The sequence below is a fragment of the Bacillus sp. HSf4 genome, assembly GCF_029537375.1.
GTDB classification, from domain to species: domain Bacteria; phylum Bacillota; class Bacilli; order Bacillales; family Bacillaceae; genus Bacillus; species Bacillus sonorensis_A.
Genome location: NZ_CP120679.1, coordinates 3094787 through 3115133, shown reverse-complemented (window position 1 = coordinate 3115133; position 20347 = coordinate 3094787). Strand labels below are relative to the sequence as shown.

At 45.6% G+C, this 20347-nt stretch carries 25 protein-coding genes; 20 read left to right on the top strand and 5 right to left on the bottom strand.

Annotation, left to right across the window (positions count from 1 at the left end; all coding sequences use genetic code 11):
• Positions 1–12: 12 nt before the first annotated feature.
• The 3 genes from P3X63_RS16055 (at position 13) to P3X63_RS16045 (ending at position 2840) form a co-directional block, all read left to right on the top strand.
• Positions 13–441, top strand: a complete 429-nt coding sequence (locus P3X63_RS16055) for a MarR family winged helix-turn-helix transcriptional regulator (RefSeq protein ID WP_026588261.1) — start codon at positions 13–15, stop codon at positions 439–441.
• 138 nt (positions 442–579) lie between these two features.
• A complete protein-coding gene (locus tag P3X63_RS16050) occupies positions 580–2202 on the top strand; it encodes an MFS transporter (RefSeq protein WP_277691447.1) in 1623 nt (540 codons plus the stop codon).
• 2 nt (positions 2203–2204) lie between these two features.
• The gene (locus P3X63_RS16045; protein ID WP_077736208.1) at positions 2205–2840 is read left to right on the top strand and encodes a biotin/lipoyl-containing protein; all 636 of its coding nucleotides are present in this window, start codon (positions 2205–2207) and stop codon (positions 2838–2840) included.
• 48 nt (positions 2841–2888) lie between these two features.
• Here the strand turns inward: P3X63_RS16045 and P3X63_RS16040 are convergent, their stop codons facing one another.
• On the bottom strand, positions 2889–3689 hold the full coding sequence (locus tag P3X63_RS16040; protein ID WP_026588258.1) for an NAD kinase: 801 nt from the start codon (positions 3687–3689) through the stop codon (positions 2889–2891).
• 191 nt (positions 3690–3880) lie between these two features.
• On the opposite strand from P3X63_RS16040, the gene sppA reads away from it, so the two are divergent.
• The 16 genes from sppA to P3X63_RS15960 all read left to right on the top strand — a co-directional run bounded on the left by sppA (position 3881) and on the right by P3X63_RS15960 (position 17668).
• Positions 3881–4888, top strand: coding sequence for a signal peptide peptidase SppA (sppA, locus tag P3X63_RS16035; protein ID WP_026588257.1), 1008 nt, complete (start codon positions 3881–3883; stop codon positions 4886–4888).
• Between the two features lie 14 nt (positions 4889–4902).
• Positions 4903–5445, top strand: coding sequence for an RDD family protein (locus P3X63_RS16030; RefSeq protein ID WP_026588256.1), 543 nt, complete (start codon positions 4903–4905; stop codon positions 5443–5445).
• An 85-nt stretch (positions 5446–5530) separates the two neighbouring features.
• Positions 5531–6214: a DUF2953 domain-containing protein gene (locus P3X63_RS16025; RefSeq protein ID WP_277691441.1), complete on the top strand. Its 684-nt coding sequence runs from the start codon at positions 5531–5533 to the stop codon at positions 6212–6214.
• 12 nt (positions 6215–6226) lie between these two features.
• Complete coding sequence (gene ytfJ, locus P3X63_RS16020; protein WP_026588254.1) at positions 6227–6682, top strand: GerW family sporulation protein; 456 nt, start codon at positions 6227–6229, stop codon at positions 6680–6682.
• A 131-nt stretch (positions 6683–6813) separates the two neighbouring features.
• Positions 6814–7317 (top strand): thiol peroxidase, encoded by a 504-nt coding sequence (gene tpx, locus P3X63_RS16015; RefSeq protein ID WP_026588253.1) that lies wholly within the window; start codon positions 6814–6816, stop codon positions 7315–7317.
• An 82-nt stretch (positions 7318–7399) separates the two neighbouring features.
• Positions 7400–8386, top strand: coding sequence for a class I SAM-dependent methyltransferase (locus P3X63_RS16010; protein ID WP_026588252.1), 987 nt, complete (start codon positions 7400–7402; stop codon positions 8384–8386).
• Between the two features lie 227 nt (positions 8387–8613).
• Positions 8614–9801, top strand: coding sequence for an acetate kinase (locus P3X63_RS16005; RefSeq protein ID WP_026588251.1), 1188 nt, complete (start codon positions 8614–8616; stop codon positions 9799–9801).
• 95 nt (positions 9802–9896) lie between these two features.
• Positions 9897–10427: a MogA/MoaB family molybdenum cofactor biosynthesis protein gene (locus P3X63_RS16000; protein WP_277691436.1), complete on the top strand. Its 531-nt coding sequence runs from the start codon at positions 9897–9899 to the stop codon at positions 10425–10427.
• A 184-nt stretch (positions 10428–10611) separates the two neighbouring features.
• Entirely contained in the window at positions 10612–11823 is a 1212-nt protein-coding gene (locus P3X63_RS15995) for an argininosuccinate synthase (protein WP_026588249.1), read from the top strand.
• Positions 11820–13199 (top strand): argininosuccinate lyase, encoded by a 1380-nt coding sequence (gene argH / locus P3X63_RS15990; protein ID WP_026588248.1) that lies wholly within the window; start codon positions 11820–11822, stop codon positions 13197–13199. Before P3X63_RS15995 ends, argH begins: the two co-directional genes overlap by 4 nt.
• A gap of 77 nt (positions 13200–13276) precedes the next feature.
• Positions 13277–13420 (top strand): hypothetical protein, encoded by a 144-nt coding sequence (locus tag P3X63_RS15985; protein WP_179115701.1) that lies wholly within the window; start codon positions 13277–13279, stop codon positions 13418–13420.
• A 187-nt stretch (positions 13421–13607) separates the two neighbouring features.
• Positions 13608–14369: an SDR family oxidoreductase gene (locus tag P3X63_RS15980; RefSeq protein ID WP_026588247.1), complete on the top strand. Its 762-nt coding sequence runs from the start codon at positions 13608–13610 to the stop codon at positions 14367–14369.
• 34 nt (positions 14370–14403) lie between these two features.
• Positions 14404–15090 carry a metal-dependent hydrolase gene (locus P3X63_RS15975; RefSeq protein WP_026588246.1) on the top strand — a complete coding sequence of 229 codons (687 nt, stop codon included), beginning with the start codon at positions 14404–14406 and terminating at the stop codon, positions 15088–15090.
• Between the two features lie 198 nt (positions 15091–15288).
• Positions 15289–15561, top strand: a complete 273-nt coding sequence (locus P3X63_RS15970) for a CPCC family cysteine-rich protein (RefSeq protein WP_026588245.1) — start codon at positions 15289–15291, stop codon at positions 15559–15561.
• A gap of 136 nt (positions 15562–15697) precedes the next feature.
• Complete coding sequence (locus P3X63_RS15965) at positions 15698–16261, top strand: PadR family transcriptional regulator (protein ID WP_026588244.1); 564 nt, start codon at positions 15698–15700, stop codon at positions 16259–16261.
• Between the two features lie 84 nt (positions 16262–16345).
• Entirely contained in the window at positions 16346–17668 is a 1323-nt protein-coding gene (locus tag P3X63_RS15960) for a CBS domain-containing protein (RefSeq protein WP_077736211.1), read from the top strand.
• A gap of 28 nt (positions 17669–17696) precedes the next feature.
• On the opposite strand, the gene P3X63_RS15955 is transcribed toward P3X63_RS15960, so the two are convergent.
• Positions 17697–17999 carry a YtpI family protein gene (locus P3X63_RS15955; RefSeq protein ID WP_026588242.1) on the bottom strand — a complete coding sequence of 101 codons (303 nt, stop codon included), beginning with the start codon at positions 17997–17999 and terminating at the stop codon, positions 17697–17699.
• Between the two features lie 145 nt (positions 18000–18144).
• On the opposite strand from P3X63_RS15955, the gene P3X63_RS15950 reads away from it, so the two are divergent.
• Positions 18145–19089 (top strand): DHH family phosphoesterase, encoded by a 945-nt coding sequence (locus P3X63_RS15950; RefSeq protein WP_026588241.1) that lies wholly within the window; start codon positions 18145–18147, stop codon positions 19087–19089.
• Positions 19090–19201: 112 nt separating this feature from the next.
• Here P3X63_RS15950 and P3X63_RS15945 read toward each other — a convergent pair whose 3' ends face one another.
• The 3 genes from P3X63_RS15945 to ytrH all read right to left on the bottom strand — a co-directional run bounded on the left by P3X63_RS15945 (position 19202) and on the right by ytrH (position 20330).
• Complete coding sequence (locus P3X63_RS15945; RefSeq protein WP_026588240.1) at positions 19202–19381, bottom strand: YtzJ family protein; 180 nt, start codon at positions 19379–19381, stop codon at positions 19202–19204.
• 107 nt (positions 19382–19488) lie between these two features.
• Entirely contained in the window at positions 19489–19992 is a 504-nt protein-coding gene (gene ytrI / locus P3X63_RS15940) for a sporulation membrane protein YtrI (protein ID WP_026588239.1), read from the bottom strand.
• Positions 19989–20330, bottom strand: coding sequence for a sporulation membrane protein YtrH (gene ytrH, locus P3X63_RS15935; RefSeq protein ID WP_026588238.1), 342 nt, complete (start codon positions 20328–20330; stop codon positions 19989–19991). The genes ytrI and ytrH overlap by 4 nt, the downstream gene beginning before the upstream one ends.
• Positions 20331–20347: the final 17 nt, after the last annotated feature.

The window sequence follows — 20347 nt, the reverse complement described above, 5'->3', positions numbered from 1 at the left end:
GGGGAATATCCTTTGGGGCGTGACTCACTCCGGAACATCGAGAAGGAAATCGCGCTTTTGGTCCGTCTGACAACAGCTTACAGTCCGCGGTTTGGAAATCTGGACCGCTCGGAATATCTGCTGCTGAGTGAGCTTGATAAGCAAAGTCCTCTTGCCATCAACTCGCTGGCGGAAACTTTAATGCTGAACCTTTCGACAGCAAGCCGGCAGGTTTCCGCTTTGGAACGGAAAAAGCTCATCAGGCGTTTTCCCGATCCTAAAAACGGCCGGATCAGCCTTGTCGAAATGACTTCAGAAGGCATTGACACTCTGAACAAAGTGCAAAGAGCCCGCTATCATGTATACACCGAAGTTCTTCAAGACTGGACAAAAGAAGAGCTGAATACGTTGGAAACTCATTTAACCAGGCTGAATCGGGATTTTAAAAAGTGGAGCAAATAATCGGCTAAAGGCTGTTGATCAGAAGATCACCAGCCTTTTTCTTTTTTAAACCTGTTGATTTATTGAAAGAAGGATGTATAATATAACTTGTATTATACAACTTGTATTATGAAATATATAATGAAAGGAGGGGCTCTTATGGGTCCATCCGCTGCGACAATTCAAGGGTCTAAAAAAATGGGCATTCCGAAATATTTTATCATTTCGGTTTTAACGATATTGGCCATTGGCCCGCAATACTTTCTCAATCTTTCCTATACGCTGAGCCAGGTCGTCATTCAAAATGGACTGCATCTGTCACCGGACGATATGCGGATCCCGTCCATTTTGTCAAACCTTGCTTTTGCTCTCGGTGTTCCGCTTGGACGTATATTTTCAAGAAGGTTCGGGATTAGGAACAGCTACTTGACCTTCATCACCTTATTTTTATTTGGTTCACTGATTGACGCGTTTTCAACAGGTTTGCTGTCGCTTATCGCCGGAAGGGTGATACAGGGATTGAGCGCCGGGATGTTATTTTTGACGATTCTCCCTGTCAAATTGATTTCGTTTCCGAACAAGATCCGCAACTTGTTTTTGTTTTTCGTCATCAGCGGATTGTTCGGCGCCTCTGCCATCGGGGCGGTGTTTGGTTCGCTGTCATTGAGCGCGGATGCATGGCGCTGGGTGTTTATATTAAATATTTGTTCGCCTGCCCTTTGTCTGGTGATCGGTTTCTTTTCTTTGCCTAAACAAACAGCAGAAGAGCGGGAGCATCATTCGATTGATAAGACGGGAGTATTGATGCTCTCATTACTCATGATTGTGTTGGCGGTGCCGCTTATCAATTTGCAGAAGACGGGTGTTCACTCTTTTTATGTGTGGCCGTTCTTTTTGGCTGGATTCATCATCTTGGCGTTGTTTATCATCACAGACTTGCGCCCCCCGGATCCGCTTGTGCCGTTTCGTTCGCTGTGGTCTGCAAAAGCCGTTTCCGGGACAGTCATGGCCGTTGTGTCACACATTGCACTCATTGTTTCTCTTGCCGGGATAAACGGATTTTTGGAAAATATTGCAGATGCTTCTTTTGACAATCTCACCCGCTTTTATATGTGTTTTTTCACGGGGATTTTAGCGACAGCCGTGCTCAGCACGCTTTTATATGATCAGGTTGGCGCCGGATTGCTCGGCTGCGTCGGCGCTGTGGAAATGATCATCGTCGGATTGGAATGGAGATCGGTTCAACCGGGTGTTCCGATGGAATCGTTATATCTTCATGCCTTTTTGCTTGGCAGCGGCGTCAGTATGGTATTGGTGTCGGGAGCGCTTGGCACAGCGCTGGCCGGCGATATCCATCAAGCTTCAAAACGGTCGGTTTCGCTTCATTTTATCCGCAATTTCGCCGGCGCCTGGGCTGCGCCGGTGTTCGGCTGGTTTGCTTCAATGAAGAATGCCGTCCACTATGAGATGATCAGGGGCCATGTCAGCGAGACTGATCCTGAAATCCAGCTGGAATTGTCAAAAATGATTCATCATTTTGTCAGCACCGGGCTCTCTCTCGGTGATGCGAAAAACATGGCGGCCTATACGGTTGTTGCGAATGCCAGAAAAGCTTCAGCTCTCGGTGCATATCATGACTTGTTTACCATACTGCTGTGGCTTAGCGTGATATTGCTCGCGGCTTCGATTGGAAAGGCGGCGACCGGAAAGGGAAGATCGCTCGTTCAAAAGCGGCTTCATCTGCCTGAGCCTTCAGCAAATCAACAAAAGGAGATAGGATAAACATGAGTAAAGGACGTTTGGTGATCATCAATATGATCGGTATTATCGCACTTTTAACGCTTATCGCTGTATGCGGGTATTACTATTATCAAAATCAACATTATGTCACGACAGATGAAGCAGAGGTTTCCGCCAACATGACAAAAATAACGGCTCCGGCATCAGGGAAATTAAGCGGCTGGAGTGCAAAAGAAGGTGATCATATTTCAGACGGAGACAAGCTCGGAGAAATATCAGACGGCCAGCAGTCGGTATCCGTCAAGGCTCTATCCGACGGAACACTGGTCAAACATGCAGCCGTCAATCATCAAATCGTAAACGCGGGGGATGTCATCGGCCAAACTGCTCATATGGATGACCTTTATATTACAGCCAATATTAAAGAAACGGAATTGCACGACATCGAAAAGGGCGATAAAGTGGAGATTACAGTTGATGGAGACCCTGATGCAACGTTTGAAGGAAAAGTCGAGGAGATCGGATATGTGACAAATTCGGTATTTTCGATGCTTCCGCAAATCAATACAAGCGGGGACTATACGAAAGTCACCGAAAAAGTCCAAGTGAAGATCTCGATTCAAAATCCGTCCGCCAAAGTGCTGCCCGGCATGAATGCAGAAGTTAAAATTACGCTATAAGTTTCATCAAAAAGAGCAAGACGGGAGTCTTGCTCTTTTTTTAAAAAATTAAAGGAATGTGCGCTTTACTTTTTCCCAGAATGAGTTGTCTTTTAATTTAATCGTTTTGATCACCTTGCCGGAAAGGCTGACCTCGACTTCTTTTACATGCATCGTGCTGAAGGCTTCGTTATCAAGGCCGATGATCGGATAATCATTGCCGTCCTGGACGATTTTTAACGTCAGCTTGCGGTCCGCGCTTAAAATAAACGGAGACCCCAGCGTCCGGTAAGTGTTGTTGTTGAGCGATGCGAGCTCTGTGACTTGTATGCAAGGCAAGAGCGGATCGACAACGGCACCTTCGACAGATTTATTATAGGCGGTGCTGCCCGTAGGAGTAGAGACAATCATACCGTCTCCCCGAAATGTTTCAAAATGAAGATCATCAATAAACACATCCATGACAAACGTTTTGATGATGCTGGAGCGAATGGAGACTTCGTTCAGGCACTGAAAACGGTTGGTTCCGTCGACTGTCACATCAATCAGCGGATATTTTCTGACTTCGATTTGTTCGGAATTTGTCGCTTCAATCATTTTATCGGTGTCATGTATATTAAAATCCGCATATAAATGAGCTTTCCCCTTTTTCGCGATACCCACGTAAAGGCAGTCATCCCTGAAATTCGTTTTTCGCACCGCCTGCAAAAAGGTGCCGTCACCGCCGATGCTTGCGATAATATTGGCATCCTCATGATGATGAACGACGCGAAATCCGTGTTCTCCCGCGAGCTGTTTCAGATTGTTGCACTGTTCGTCGGTTTCTTCGCTTTTTTTGTAAAAGAAATAAATGTTCCGGCGGTCTGTCACAATCATTCTCCCCTTTGTCTGTTGAAGTTTAGATTTTTCTGCCATTTCACATTGTGTTAAAATGACCAGTGACCCTAGTTTACCATGTCCTAAATATTTCTTGTATATGAAGCCATATCATAATGAACTTTTTCTCTTCATATACGTACAAAGACATGCAGCGTTTAAATGTTAAAGGAGGAGAACAAAGGATGAATCCTAAAAGATGGATCGCGCTTGTAATCGCATTGGGGATTTTCGGGTTTTCTGCGGTTATAAGTCTTGTGCTGTCTGTATTTGACAGCTTTGGCGAGGACGGCAAGATGCAGTTTGGACTCAATGACACACAGGAGGAAACGGTGCTTGAACAAGGCAGCTCATCAAGCAAAATCGCCGTGCTTGAAGTGAATGGAACGATCGCCGATAATGGGGGTGCTTCAAGCCTGCTCGGGTCTGATGGGTATAATCACAGAGCATTCTTAAAAACGCTTGAAAAAGCAAAGGATGATTCCGCGGTAAAAGGGATTATTTTGCGCGTCAATTCTCCGGGAGGCGGAGTATACGAAAGCGCTGAGATACATAAGAAGCTTGAAGAAATCAAAAAGGAAACGAAAAAGCCGATCTACGTTTCCATGGGGTCTATGGCTGCATCAGGCGGCTATTATATTTCAACGGCAGCCGATAAAATTTACGCAGCCCCCGATACGCTCACAGGCTCTCTCGGGGTTATTATGGAAAGCCTGAACTACAGCGGACTTGCGGAAAAACTCGGACTGAAAACCGAAACGATTAAAAGCGGAGAATTTAAAGACATCATGTCTCCGACTCGCGACATGACGAAAAAAGAACGGGAAATCATGCAGGGCATGGTCGATGATGCATACGAAGGATTTGTAGATGTCATCGCTGACGGACGCCATATGTCGGAAAGCGATGTGAAGAAAATCGCCGACGGCCGTGTTTACGACGGACGCCAGGCGAAGAAGATCAATCTCGTTGATGAACTCGGCTACTATGAAGATGTGGTGAAAGCGATGAAAAAAGACCATAAAAGCATGGCGGGCGCATCCGTTGTCAGCTATAAAGAATCAACAGGCCTCTCATCGCTTTTATCTATGAGCGCCAACAAAATCTTTAAAAGCGAAGTGGACTTCTTAAACATTAAAGAAGCGATTTCGCAAGCAGGCGCACCGAGAGCGATGTATTTATACGCTAAATAGGAGGGGACCGAAAAATGGATATGACTTATGATGAAAAAGGTCATCATGAATTAACACCGCCCGCTGAAGCTTCTGAGCAACAATCGGCCCCGCTGTTGGAGCATGCCTATGCCGGTTTTTGGATCAGATTTTGGGCTTTTCTGCTCGACGGCATTGTCGTCGGCAGCTTGAACCGCTTAGTGATATCTCCTGTTTTCAGCTTGCTCAATCTACCGAAAGAATCTGGGTTATTTACGTTTTCACTATACTCGGTCACGACGGCTATCGTGTTTTTTGCCTACTTCGCCGTCATGACAAAGTACTTTAGGCAGACATTGGGCAAAATGGTATTCGGACTGAAGGTTGTGTCACTGATTCCGGAAAAGGGGCTGACATGGGATGTTATCCTCTTCAGAGAATTCATCGGCCGCTACATCAACAGCCTGTATATCACGTATATCGTAGTGGCGTTTTCGCCGAAAAAACAAGGTGTCCACGATTTTATAGCCGATACAGCAGTTGTACATGAAAAATTGTATCGGAAAACAAATAAAGCAGATGAAAACCCGGCTATTTAAAGCCGGGTTTTTTGCTGTCTGAAGCCGCCATGTTTATTTTGCCGGATTTCTTCCCATAATGCCTAGTATAAGAGGAAGTGAAATCATGGTATACATATGGATTGCCGGAGCGCTGCTTCTGTTGGCAGCGGTTTTGATCATGAAAATCCGCGTGGCGGTTGAATACCTTCATTCATCTGATGATGACCGCCTGACAGTTAAGATTCGAACGGGATTCGGCCTTCTTCACATCAAAAAGGAAATTCCCCTGATAAAAGTCAATCCGGATGATATGACGATCGATGTGAAAGAACGGACGAAAACAGCCTTAAAAAAAGATCAAAAGAAAAGAAAAGTCGGCCACGGGGAAATGCTGGATCAAATAAGGCAGATGAAACAGCTGGTCGAACAGGTCATCAATCTTCAGCCGATCGTCCGCGGATTTTTGAAGCGAATACATGTGACAAAACTGGAATGGACGTCTGTACTCGGATTTTCCGATGCCGCTTTAACCGGAATAATCACGGGTGCTGCCTGGTCTGTTAAGGGATGGGTGATCGCTGTGCTGGATCTGCTTTTTTGCTTTGATCATCAACCCGATTATGAAGTGATCCCTGCTTTTAACCAGCCGTCCTCCAAAACGCACCTGACATGTATATTCCATTTTCGCCTTGGACATGCTATAACCGCAGCTTTCAGAATCGTTATTCATTGGAAAGGGAAAATGCGCGGCTTGTTTAAGCTGCCTAAACATCTGTCGGGTTCAACAAAGAATGATTCATCAGTATAGGAGGAAATGAATATGGCTGAACACCCAATTCAAGGTTTGATGAAAACCGCAATGGAAAATTTAAAAGAAATGATCGATGTCAATACCATTATCGGAGATCCTGTAGAAACACCTGACGGCAGTGTCATTTTAACCGTCTCCAAAGTCGGCTTCGGGTTTGCAGCGGGAGGAAGCGAGTTCAGCGGCAATAAACCAGCGGAATCAAAAGCAAGCGACGGAGAGCGCGAGCGGAAGGAAGCGAAGCTTCCGTTTGGAGGCGGCAGCGGCGGAGGTGTCTCAATCACACCGATCGCCTTTTTGATTGTCGGCTCATCGGGCGTCAAAATTCTGCATTTGGATGAAAATACGCATGTCGTTGACAAAATTTTGGAAGCGGCCCCGCAAACGATTGAACGGATTCAGCAAATGTTTAAGAAAAACGCCCAGCAAAAACAACAGATGAATCAGCAAAACAACACACCGTTTTAAAGAATAGCAGCCCTTCAAAGTTAACTGCCTGATGCAGTTAACTTTTTTCTGTTCGTTTTTAAACGTAAGTTTTGCAGTTTGGCCTAAACTCTTTTATAGTAGAGTCATACATAAGTGAAGGAGGAATGATGATGGCTTCAATTACATTTAAAGGAAACCCTGTGACACTGGTAGGGTCAGAGGTGCATGTCGGAGACCAGGCTCCAGATTTCACGGTGCTCTCCAACTCGCTAGAAGAAGTGACACTTCAAGATATCAAAGGCAAACCGGCGATTATTTCTGTCATCCCATCTATTGACACAGGGGTATGTGATGCACAGACCCGCCGTTTCAATGAAGAAGCCGCAAGCCTCGGTTCAGTGAAAGTGTATACAATCAGTGCAGATCTTCCGTTTGCACAGGCACGCTGGTGCGGGGCAAACGGTATCGAAAATGTGGAAACATTGTCAGATCACCGCGAGATGTCATTCGGGGAAGCGTTTGGCGTTTATATCAAGGAATTAAGGCTGCTTGCCCGCGCTGTATTTGTTTTAGATGAAAACGGAAAAGTCGTCTATACTGAATATGTCAGTGAAGCGACAAATCATCCGGATTATGAAAAAGCGATTGAAGCTGCCAAATCGCTCGTGAAGTAAAATGAACGTTTAAAGGGCTCCAGGTGATCAACTCCCCGGAGCTCTTTTCATGGACTCTGATTTTTTAATAAGGAGAGACATTATGGAGAACAATCAAGTGGAAACAATATATGAATGGCTTGACGTAGGGGCGAACATCATTGCCGGCGATCGGGACATTCCATACTTAGAGGCTCTGGCAGAGGCTGGCGAGGCGTACTTTTCTGAGGATGCAAACCGCGGATTGTCTGAAGCAGCTGCACAAAAACTGGAGGCTCTTATCGGCAAAGTCCGCTTTTTTGAATGCAGCCATGAATCGATACGCAAAGCGTTCCAGCTGGCCATACTGAAAGGCCAGAAGGAAATTCCCCATCCGAACAGACAGATGACGCCGGATACCATCGGCTTATTTATCGGATATCTTGTCAACAAATTCATGGAGAGCAAAAAAGGGATGACGCTTTTTGATCCGGCAGTCGGCACCGGCAACCTTTTGCTTGCCGTTTTAAACCAGCTTTCTCATGAGGCGGGCAAAGCCTTCGGCTCAGACATTGACGATGTACTGATCAAGCTCGCGTATGTTCAGGCCAACCTTCAGCAAAAAGAAATTGAATTGTTTAACCAGGACAGCTTGCAGCCCATTTTTATGGACCCGGTCGATACGGTTCTCTGCGATCTTCCTGTCGGATACTATCCGGATGATGAAAGCGCTGCGGCATTCCAGCTGAAAGCCGATGAGGGACACTCTTTTTCACATCATCTGTTCATTGAACAAAGCCTGACATACGCAAAGCCGGGCGGATATTTATTTTTCATGATTCCGAACCATTTGTTTGAAAGCAGCCAGAGTGAAAAACTGCGCACCTTTTTAAAGGATCATGCGCATATTAATGCAGTTCTCCAGCTGCCATCATCGATTTTTAAAGATGAGGCGCATGCCAAAAGCATCCTGATCCTGCAAAAGCACGGGGAACAGGCGATCGCGCCGAAACAGGTGCTGCTTGCTCAAATCCCGTCGTTTTCAAATCAAGAAGCGATGCTCAACATGACGGCTAAACTCGACAATTGGATTCGGCAGGAAAAGAACTAAGCAAGTCAGAGATGGTATTCTCTGACTGTTTTTATTTTCAGAAAATAATAATTTCTTGTTGAAAACGCTATCATTCAAGATCTCGACTTGAAAAGGATTGTTCTTTAGTGTTTAAATGAGTAAGGCAGATATTTTTTGAATTTACTAAGAACGATTTTATACATATTTTTTATGATCCGGGTCGAACATAAAGTCACCGGACTATAGGTAAAAAGGAGCGTCATTTTATGTCCAAAATTATCGCAATCAATGCTGGAAGCTCATCACTGAAATTTCAACTGTTCGACATGCCCAGCGAAAAAGTATTAACAAAAGGTTTAGTTGAACGAATTGGGCTGGACAACGGCATCTTCACCATTTCTGTCAACGATGAAAAGAAAAGTGAAACAACTGATATTCCGGATCATTCCGTAGCCGTAAAAATGCTGCTGGATAAACTGACAACATTCGGCATCATCAAGGATTTAAATGAAATCGACGGAATCGGCCACCGCGTCGTTCACGGAGGCGAAAAGTTCAGCGACTCCGTTTTATTGACAGATGAAATGATCCATGAGATCGAAGAGATTTCAGAACTCGCGCCGCTTCATAACCCGGCCAATATCGTCGGAATCAAAGCGTTTAAAGAAGTTCTTCCAAATGTTCCTGCCGTGGCCGTTTTTGATACAGCATTCCATCAAACGATGCCGGAACAATCTTATTTATACAGTCTGCCATATGAATATTATGAAAAATTCGGGATCCGTAAATACGGTTTCCACGGTACATCGCATAAATATGTAACTGAACGTGCGGCAGAGCTCCTCGGCCGTCCGCTTGAAGAACTTCGCCTGATCTCCTGCCACCTCGGAAACGGGGCGAGCATCGCAGCTGTTGAAGGCGGCAAATCAATCGATACATCAATGGGCTTCACTCCGCTTGCGGGTGTGGCGATGGGGACGCGTTCAGGAAACATCGACCCTGCACTCATTCCGTTCATTATGGAAAAAACGGGACAAACAGCTGACGAAGTCCTGAACACGCTCAACAAAAAGAGCGGTCTTTTGGGTGTTTCCGGTTTCTCAAGCGATTTGCGCGACATCGTTGAAGCGGCTAAAGAAGGCAATGAGCGTGCGGAAACAGCGCTCGAAGTGTTCGCAAGCAGAATTCATAAATACATCGGTTCTTATGCAGCAAGAATGAGCGGTGTAGACGCGATCATTTTCACTGCCGGCATCGGCGAAAACAGCGTTGAAGTCAGAGAACGCGTTCTTCACGGACTGGAGTTCATGGGCGTATATTGGGACCCTGCACTGAATAATGTCCGCGGAAAAGAAGCGTTTATCAGCTATCCGCATTCTCCTGTCAAAGTCATCATCATTCCGACGAATGAAGAAGTGATGATTGCAAGAGATGTTGTAAGATTGGCCCAGTAATTTTAAAATGGCAGCCTTCTCTAGAGAGAAGGCTGTTTTTTTATCACCGCTTCCCTTTATAATAAAAAAGGAATGCAAAAAAGGAGGCGTCATCCATGAGTGTTGAGCAGCACAAAAAAGAAGCGCCCGACCGGGTCTTCTGCAAGGTCATTACTGTTAGTGATACGAGATCGGAAGAAACGGATAAAAGCGGGCGGCTGATGAAAGAATTCTTGAAGGAAGCGGGCCATGAAGTGATCTCATATGACATTGTCAAAGACGAAAAAGAAGCCATTCAGGCGGCAGTGTTTGAAGGCTGCCTTGATGACCGCATCGATGCGATTTTGCTGAACGGCGGGACAGGCATAGCAGCAAGGGATGTGACGATCGAATCGATTGTCTCCCTCTTTTCAAAAGAGATTCCGGGTTTCGGGGAAATATTCCGCATGCTCAGCTACACGGAGGATATCGGTGCAAGCGCGATTCTTTCAAGAGCGGCGGCGGGCGTTATCCAAAACAAGGCCGTTTTTGCGACGCCTGGTTCAAGCGGTGCGGTGAAGCTTGCGATGTCAAAGCTGATTGTTCCTGAAATCGCCCATGTCATCAGAGAGCTGAGAAAAGACAAGCAGTCAACAAAATCCGATTGATGCAACGAAAACAGGCTGAATATGAACTGAACTTCATTCATTAAAAATGAATGAAGTTTTTTTTATAAAAAGGTTGAAAAAACGAGACTTCCTTGTTAAAGTGTATACATATTAAATGTATTTTTATTAGACAAAACTTATTTTTATACAAAAAAGAGCACCTAGATGAGAGGAGTTTTACAAAATGACGCAAAAGAAAAAAGTGGTTTTAGCATACTCGGGAGGGCTTGATACCTCTGTCGCGATCAAATGGCTTCAGGAGCAGGGATATGATGTGGTGGCCTGCTGCCTTGACGTCGGCGAAGGGAAGGACTTGGCATTCATTCAGCAAAAAGCGCTTCAGGTTGGAGCTGTTCATTCTTATGTCATCGATGCAAAAGAAGAATTTGCACAGGATTTCGCTCTGATCGCCCTTCAGGCTCATACGCTGTATGAAGGGAAGTACCCGCTTGTCTCAGCTCTTTCAAGACCGCTGATCGCAAAGAAGCTGGTTGAAGTGGCAGAAAAGGAAAATGCCGTAGCCGTAGCACACGGCTGCACCGGAAAAGGAAATGACCAGGTCCGTTTTGAAGTGTCCATTAAATCGTTGAATCCGGATCTGGAAGTTCTTGCGCCCGTCCGCGAATGGAAGTGGTCCCGCGACGAAGAGATCGCATATGCAGAAAAACACGGTATTCCGATTCCGATCAATCTTGACAGCCCATATTCAATCGACCAGAACCTGTGGGGCAGAAGCAATGAATGCGGCGTTCTTGAAGATCCATGGGCAGCGCCTCCTGAAGGAGCGTATGATTTGACGAAGCCGCTTGAAAAAACCCCTGATTCGCCTGAAGTGATCGAAATTGCTTTTGAACAAGGAATTCCGGTATCAATCGACGGTGTTCCGTATTCCCTGTCAGACTTGATTTTGAAGCTGAATGAACTGGCAGGCGAGCATGGCGTGGGACGTATCGACCATGTGGAGAACCGCCTTGTCGGCATCAAGTCCCGTGAAGTCTATGAATGTCCGGGCGCGATGACTTTGATCAAAGCGCACAAGGAGCTGGAAGATTTGACATTGGTGAAAGAAGTGGCGCACTTTAAGCCATTGATCGAGCAAAAAATGGCGGAAGTGATTTATAACGGACTGTGGTTTTCTCCTTTGAAAGATGCCCTTTTCGCTTTCCTGAAAGAAACGCAGCAGCATGTCACAGGCGTCGTCCGCGTCAAGCTGTTTAAAGGCCATGCCATCGTTGAAGGCCGTCATTCCGAGTACTCTCTCTATGATGAAAAACTGGCGACATATACGAAAGATGATGCTTTTGACCATCATGCGGCAGTCGGTTTTATCGAACTGTGGGGACTTCCGACAAAAGTAAACAGCATCGTCAAAAAAAAGGAGCAGATTAAAGCATGAAAAAGCTTTGGGGAGGCCGGTTCCAAAAAACACCGGAAAAATGGGTCGATGAGTTCGGGGCCTCGATCCACTTTGACAAAGCGCTTGTAAAAGAAGATATCGCCGGGTCTCTCGCGCATGCTTCCATGCTTGAAAAATGCGGCATTTTAACCGAAGCTGAAGCGTCCAAAATAAAAGAAGGTCTGACATCTCTTTTAAATAAAGCGGAAAAAAACGAACTCGATTTTTCGGTTGATTATGAAGACATTCATTTAAATCTTGAAAAAATGCTCATCGATGAAATCGGACCGCTCGGCGGAAAGCTTCACACGGCCAGAAGCCGAAACGACCAGGTTGCGACCGATATGCATCTGTATTTAAAACAGCATACAGAGCATATCATCGAGCTGATTGCCGCCTTTCAAAGTGTGCTTGTCGAGAAGGCGGAGGAACATGTGGAGACGGTTCTTCCCGGCTATACGCATCTGCAGCGGGCTCAGCCGATTTCTTTCGCCCATCACCTTTTAGCATACTTTTGGATGCTTGAGCGTGATAAAGAACGCTACAATGACTCGTTAAAACGGATCAATAAATCGCCGCTGGGCTGCGGAGCCCTTGCAGGGACGACATTTCCGATTGACCGTGAATATTCGGCCGAACTGCTCGGCTTTGATTCGATTTATGAAAACAGTCTTGACGGGGTCAGCGACAGGGATTTCATCCTTGAGTTTTTAAGTGCAAGCAGCATTTTGATGATGCATTTGTCGCGATTTTCCGAAGAAATCATCCTTTGGTGCTCACAGGAATTTAAGTTTATCGAACTTGACGACACATATGCGACAGGCAGCAGCATGATGCCGCAGAAAAAAAATCCCGACATGGCTGAGCTCATCCGCGGAAAAACCGGGCGGGTATACGGCGATCTTCTTGGGCTTCTGACGATCATGAAAGGTCTTCCGCTGGCTTACAATAAAGATTTGCAGGAAGATAAGGAAGGCATGTTTGATACGGTTCAAACGGTGGAAGGAAGCCTTGAGATCTTTGCCGGCATGATTCAAACGATGACGGTCAACAAAAGCATGATGAAAAAAGCGACGGAACAGGACTTTTCAAATGCAACAGAGCTTGCCGATTATCTGGCGAAAAAGGGAATGCCGTTCAGAGAAGCGCATGAGGTCGTCGGCAAGCTTGTCTATACTTGTATTGAGAAAGGCATTTTCCTGAAGGGTCTGCCGATGGAAGAATTCAAAAAGGCGAGCGGGCTTTTTGAGGAAGATGTTTACATCGTGCTTGACCCCCATCATGCGGTTGAGAAAAGAATGAGCGAAGGCGGAACCGGATTTAAAAAAGTGGCGGAAGCGATCCAAAAAGCAAAACAATCTTTAAACAATTTTTAACATGACCCGATTTCGATTCATAACTATGCTGATCAAAGGCAAAATAAAGCTGTGAATCGAAAAAGTGGGGTGTAGGAATGAAAAAGGATCAGTTACAATCGGCATATTTGTTTGATGCCGATGGCGAGAAAGAAACCGTCCAGCAAATCTCTGATGCCTATTTCAGCGGATTTGTAGCTCATGATGACGAACAGCCGCTTTTAGATCAAGACAAACAATAAAAAGCCGGCGCAGGCTGAAGCCCGATTGAACAATCGACGGCTTCAGCTTTTTTTAATGGCGGCATTTTTGAAAAATGCCGATGCTCTACATGTGATATCCTCATGGTTTTGTAGTAAAGTATAAGTAGAAAAGAATATCATGCCAATGATGGAGAATTCCGAGAACCAATGCTTGGGGGGAAATGATGTGCGCCATGCGTTAATTACAGCCGGCTCAAAAGGTTTGGGGCGTAAAGTGACCGAAGCGCTCTTGGAGAAAGGGTATTCAGTGACGGTCAATTACAGGCAGGATGAAGAAGCCGTCAGCCGCCTCAAAAGAGAATGGCGGTCATGCCTCGACCGTCTGCAGTTTGTAAAGGGAGATGTCACGAAAAAGGAAGATTTGCTTCACATGGTGAACGCTGCTCTCGAGCGGTTTGGAAAAATCGACCTGCTGATTAATAATGCCGGCCCATACATATTTGAACGGAAAAAGCTGGCGGATTATACTGATGATGAATGGTATAACATGCTTGAAGGCAATCTAAGCGCTGTCTTCCATTTGTTTAAAGCGGTCATTCCAAGCATGAGAAGCCGCAAGTTCGGCCGTATTATCACCTACGGATTTCAGGGAGCAGATCACGCGCCCGGCTGGCTGCACCGCTCCGCTTTTGGAGCGGCGAAAGTCGGACTTGCTTCATTGACGAAAACGATCGCCATCGAGGAAGCGGGCTCGGGCATTACGGCCAACATGGTCTGCCCGGGCAACATCGTCGGGGAGATGAAGGAAGCCTCGATCTCGGAAGCGAGGGCTTCGCTTGACAACGAAACACCGATCGGCAGGTCGGGAACGGGTGAAGACATCGCGAGGATCATCGCATTTCTTTGTGACGAAGATTCAGACTACATTACAGGAACGGTGATTGAGGCGACAGGCGGCTTAAATGTGATAAACCGCCATTCTCTCTAAGCCGTTTTTAAAAAAGATATTAGGGGTGGATATGATGAAAGTGACTTACCATGGCCATTCAGTGATCTCAGTTGAGACGGGAAAGCATAATATCATATTTGATCCGTTTATCACAGGAAACACATTAACAGATTTAAAGCCTGAAAACGTCAAAGCGGATGTGATTCTTCTAACGCACGGCCACAATGACCATGTCGGCGACACAGTGGACATCGCCAAGCGTAACAACGCGCTTGTCGTAGCTCCGAATGAACTGGCGGTTTATCTCGGCTGGAAGGGGCTGAATGTACACCCGATGCATATCGGCGGCTCTCATCAGTTCGATTTTGGGAAAGTGAAATTAACCCAGGCTTTCCATGGCTCAGCTTATACCGAAGAAGACGGCCATAAGCTGGTCTATACGGGAATGCCTGCCGGGATTCTCTTGACTGTTGAAGGGAAGACGATTTTTCATGCAGGGGATACCGGTCTCTTTTCAGATATGAAGCTTATCGGTGAACTGAATCATATTGATCTCGCATTTTTGCCGATCGGCGACAATTTTACGATGGGCCCGGAAGATGCAAAGCTTGCTGCAGAGTGGCTCAGGGCGAAACAAGTCGTTCCCGTCCATTATTCCACATTCCCTGTGATCGAGCAGGATCCGCACGCCTTTGCAGACAGCCTGCCGGGCGGCGTCGGAAAGGTGCTTGAGGTCGGCGGTTCGATCGAATTGAAATAGGCCTGGCCGCACCGGATTTTCTAACGGGATCAATCGCAATAAGCTTTTAAGCGTGGATTCGCAAATGAATTCACGCTTTTATTTTGATTGATAACGAACCCAGTGTTTTATCCATTTCGCTTCAGGTTTTTACGTATGAATATTGTTGTGCGGTGAGAACGAATGTGCAAAAATAGATGTGAATTGGGGGTGTGAAAATTGAAATATACTTGTCCATGTTGTGGTTACAAAACCCTCGATGAAAAACCCCCAGGCACATTTGACATTTGCGCTGTTTGTTTTTGGGAGGATGACGAAGTCCAATACGATGATCCCGATTTTTCCGGCGGTGCCAATATTCCTTCATTAAGGCAAGCGCAAAAAAACTTTCTTGAATTTGGGGCTTGTGAAGAAAGATGTATTGAATTTGTTCGAAAACCAAATAAGGATGATATAAAAGACCCTGATTGGAGATCACTAGAAAAAGATTAAAATCATGATTTTTATGAATCATGGAACCTCAACGGGAAGAGATTTATGGGGTCTTTTGATCTTATATGTCAATCAAAACATGTCGATCATGATAAAATAGAGCGAGAGACGATTAAAGCAGTGTTGGAGGATGATGATGAGGGTATTGAAATACGCGATTTTAGGATTGCTTGATAAAGGCAGCCTCAGCGGCTATGATATGACCAGCCGTTTTAAAGCTGAGCTCGGCCAGTTTTGGTCAGCGAAGCACAGCCAGATTTATCCCGAGCTGAAAAAGCTGACAGATGAGGGGTTTATTGAATTTCAAACCGTGATTCAAGGGGAGAAATTGGAAAAGAAAATGTACTCCATCACACCGGAAGGCAAGCGCGAGCTCCACGAGTGGCTCACAGCCTACAAGCCTGTCCCCGATACGGTGAAAGACGAATTTATGCTAAAGGCATATTTTATCTCTTCGATGGAGCTTGATGAAGCCAGAGGCCTTTTTTCCGACCAGCTTCTGAAACGAAGGAAAAAAGCCGCCTTTTTAAAAGAAAGGCTTCAAGAGCTGAAAGATGAAGCGGATGATCCGGTTTCCTTTCAGTCTCCGCACTTCGGCCATTACTTGGTTTTGACAAGGGCGCTGGAGCGGGAAAATGGTTATTGTTCCTGGCTGGAGAACGCGCTGAAGCTGATGGAGGATGGCGAGCCCCCTGCTTGAATGCCTTGAGCCGGATTGCGGTCAAAACGCCCAAGCATTTATAATAAAATCATATCTAGCAGTCAGAGGATGAAGGTGAAACGAGTGGCAACAAAGCATGAACAGATTTTAAAATATATCGATTCCTTACCCGTCGGCGAAAAAATCTCTGTCAGACGGATTGCCAAAGAGATGAAAGTGAGTGAAGGGACGGCTTACAGAGCGATTAAAGAAGCTGAAAACAAAGGGTATGTCAGCACGATCGAAAGAGTCGGAACGATCAGAATCGAACAGAAGAAAAAAGAAAACATTGAAAAGCTGACCTATGCAGAAGTAGTCAATGTGATTGACGGGCATGTCCTCGGCGGGAAAGCAGGGCTCCATAAAACGCTCAATAAATTCGTCATCGGTGCCATGAAGCTTGATGCGATGATGAGATATACCGGAGCCGGCAACCTTTTGATTGTCGGAAACCGGTTCGATGCGCACCGCCAGGCCTTGGAAGCGGGTGCGGCTGTTTTGGTAACAGGCGGCTTTGACACGGAGCCGGAAATTATTGAGCTCGCTGACAGGCTCGAGCTGCCGGTTATATCGACAAGCTATGACACCTTTACCGTCGCAGCGATGATCAACAGGGCGATCTATGATCAGCTCATCAAAAAAGAAGTCGTGCTTGTTGAAGACATTTTGACCCCGCTCGAAAAAACGGTCTGCTTATCACCGCATGAAAAGTTGGAAAGATGGTATGAAAAAAACTTTGAAACGGGTCACGGCCGCTTCCCGGTCGTTGATGATCAGATGAGAATCCACGGCATTTTGACCTCAAAGGATGTGGCGGGGTATGACCGCTCTGTGCTGATTGAAAAAGTCATGACGAAAAATCCGATTACGGTGGTCGGCAAAACATCTGTTGCTTCCGCGGCGCAGATGATGGTCTGGGAAGGAATTGAAGTGCTTCCTGTTGTCGATGAACGCCAAAAGCTGATCGGCATGATCAGCAGACAGGATGTTTTAAAAGCGTTGCAAATGATTCAAAAACAGCCGCAGGTCGGTGAAAAGCTCGATGACATCATAACGGGCGGTTTCAAGGAATCGGAAAACGACAAGACCAAGCCCACACCTGTATATCAATATGAAGTTACACCGCAAATGACGAATCATTTGGGGACGATTTCCTACGGCGTATTTACGACTATACTGACCGAAGCGGCAAACCGCTTTTTGCGTTCACACAAAAAAGGCGATCTTGTCATCGAGAGCATGACGATTTATTTTTTGAAGCCGGTGCAAATGGAGTCTGTCATTGAAATTAAACCGAACATACTTGAAGCCGGAAGGAAATTCGGAAAAATGGATATAGAAGTCTTTCACCAAGGTGCTCTCGTCGGCAAAGCGATGATGATGATTCAGCTGATGGAAAGAAGCTAAGGGACGTGCCGATGTCCCTCTTTTTTTCTCAGGCGTTTTCCCTTTCGTTTTCTTTGGCAAGGAGAGGGACATAGTGCTTATAAGCTTTATATCCGGCCCACATGCTTCCGAGTCCGGTCAACACAAAAATGACGCCGATCACGGCGGTGAGCGCCCCTCTGTATAAAAACAGCTGGTTGATCCCGAAAAACATGATAAAAAGGCCTAAGCTCATACTCGATTTGGCGGAGAAGTATTCCTTTTCAACCGCCCTTTTTGTGCGCACATATTTTACTTTGTAGAACACATACAAAATGGCTGAAACCACAATGAAAAAAACAAAAAACGGCATAATCGACATCCTCCATTGTAAGTTTTACAAACCCATTGTATACATAAACGGGTCCGCTTTCTACAATAAAAAGTCATGACTTTCACTTTCCACCAACAACTTATTATGATTTAATGGTTAAAAACAAGTAAAGAAGGGGCACGGCATGAAAAAAGAATTGATCAGAACCATATCATTATATGACACTATCATCATACATAGACATGTGAGACCTGACCCGGATGCCTACGGATCTCAATGCGGCCTTACGGAAATCCTGAAGGAAACGTATCCGGAAAAAAATATTTTTGCAGTCGGAGCGCCTGAACCATCGCTGTCGTTTTTATATACCCCTGATGAGATTGAAGATTCGGTTTACGAAGATGCACTCGTCATCGTTTGTGATACGGCCAATCAAGCGAGAATTTCCGATCAGCGCTACAAGTTGGGCAGCAAGCTGATCAAAATCGACCATCACCCGAATGAAGATCAGTACGGCGACCTTTTGTGGGTGGATACAAGCGCGAGCTCAACGAGTGAAATGATTTATGAACTGTATTTGACCGGAAAAGAAGAGGCGGGATGGAAGCTTCCCGTGAAAGGAGCAGAACTGATTTACGCCGGCATCGTCGGTGATACCGGCCGCTTTCTCTTTCCGAACACAACGAAAAAGACGTTAAAATACGCCGGCGAGCTGATCGAATATCCGTTTTCTTCACAGGAACTTTTCGATCAATTATATGAGACGAAATTAAATGTTGTGCGTTTGAACGGATACATTTATCAAAATGTCTCGTTATCGGAAAACGGTGTGGCTTCCGTTTTTATTACAAAGGATATTTTGAATCAGTTCAATATCACGCCGTCTGAAGCCTCACAGCTCGTCAGCACGATCGGCAATATTTCCGGTATCAAGGCCTGGGTGTTTTTTGTTGAGGAAAGCGATCAAATCCGCGTAAGGCTTCGATCAAAGGGGCCGATTGTCAATGAAGTGGCCAAAAAATACAACGGCGGAGGCCATCCGCTTGCAGCAGGGGCTTCCATTTATGACTGGAAAGACACCGATTTGGTCATCGCTGATTTGGAGCGTATTTGCACAGAATACAAATAAGAGGGGGGATCCCCTCTTTTTGCAGTATGATTGTATGCGTTTGCAATTTTTGCGTTATTGATACGCCGTCAGATAAGAAAGCCTGGACGGCACGGGCTGCATGCGCTCCGGTTTACTCGGGAATAAACCAGGAACCGAGATCTGTCACATCTTCGTAGACATGAATGTTTTGCGCTTGCAGTTCTTTTTTGATAAGGGACGCGAGACTTTCAGTTTCCGCATAAGCCGAGTAGCCGAGCTTGATCCGGTTGACTTTATCTCTTGCCAGCTGATGGTAACTGTAAATGTACATTCTGCCTTCCTCCCTTTTTTAGCTTTCGTATCGCTTACTGTCAGTTTAAAATAAAATATGGAAAAAAGCGACGAATGTCTTTAAATAGTTAAAAAAAATCCATATTTTCATTCTGAAAAAGATATTTTAATTTCCACAGAAAGCCTCGTATAGATCGTCAATTCAGTCACTTTGGCTTTGTAGGTTTTATCGTTAATCGTATATTCCTTGTTTTCAATCGTGCGCTTTAAAAGCTCTTTTGTCCGGTAAACACTTTCGATATCCTTTGTAATGACATCTGAAATATCATCGCGAATGTGCTCTTCAAAATTCATCATGTCAGGCTGTGACAGCTTGTATTGTTTCCCGTTGATCAGCTTGACGTCCACGCTTTGAATCAACAGTCTTCTTTTATTGTCTTCATTCAGTTTATGGAGATCCTCCCGGTAAATGGTGATCTGGTCATTCAAGTCTTCGATGCGCTCCTTCTGCTCACGAATCATCACGACCTGCTTTTCCTGAAAGGTGCCGTACGTAAACAGAAAAACGAGCCAGCTGACGATGGCTCCGCACATCATTCCGGCAAAAAAACGCTGCCATCCCGGCTTTTTATAGTAAGGAGGAATTCTCATGAGGAGATATGCTCCTGTGTGAGCCAATTGATGATCAAAAACCCTGTCTGCGCTCCTCCCATCGCCGAAAGGATCAGGAGAAGCTGTTTTACGATGTCTCTTGTATTGCCTTCAATGATGCCTCTTTCAAAGCTGTAAACGGCATCGAATGTACCGCCGATGGCGGCGACCAGTGCCCAGATCTTCAGTCGGTTGGCAAGACTTGTAATAATCGACAAAGGCGGCTGCCCCGACAGGTAAGCGCCGATGCCGCCGATCAATGCACCGCCGAGAAGAACGCCGAGCGCAATAAAATAAGAACTGATAAAGTTTGGCAAAAAGGGCTGTTCAGGGTCCATTTCGATCACCTCACCTT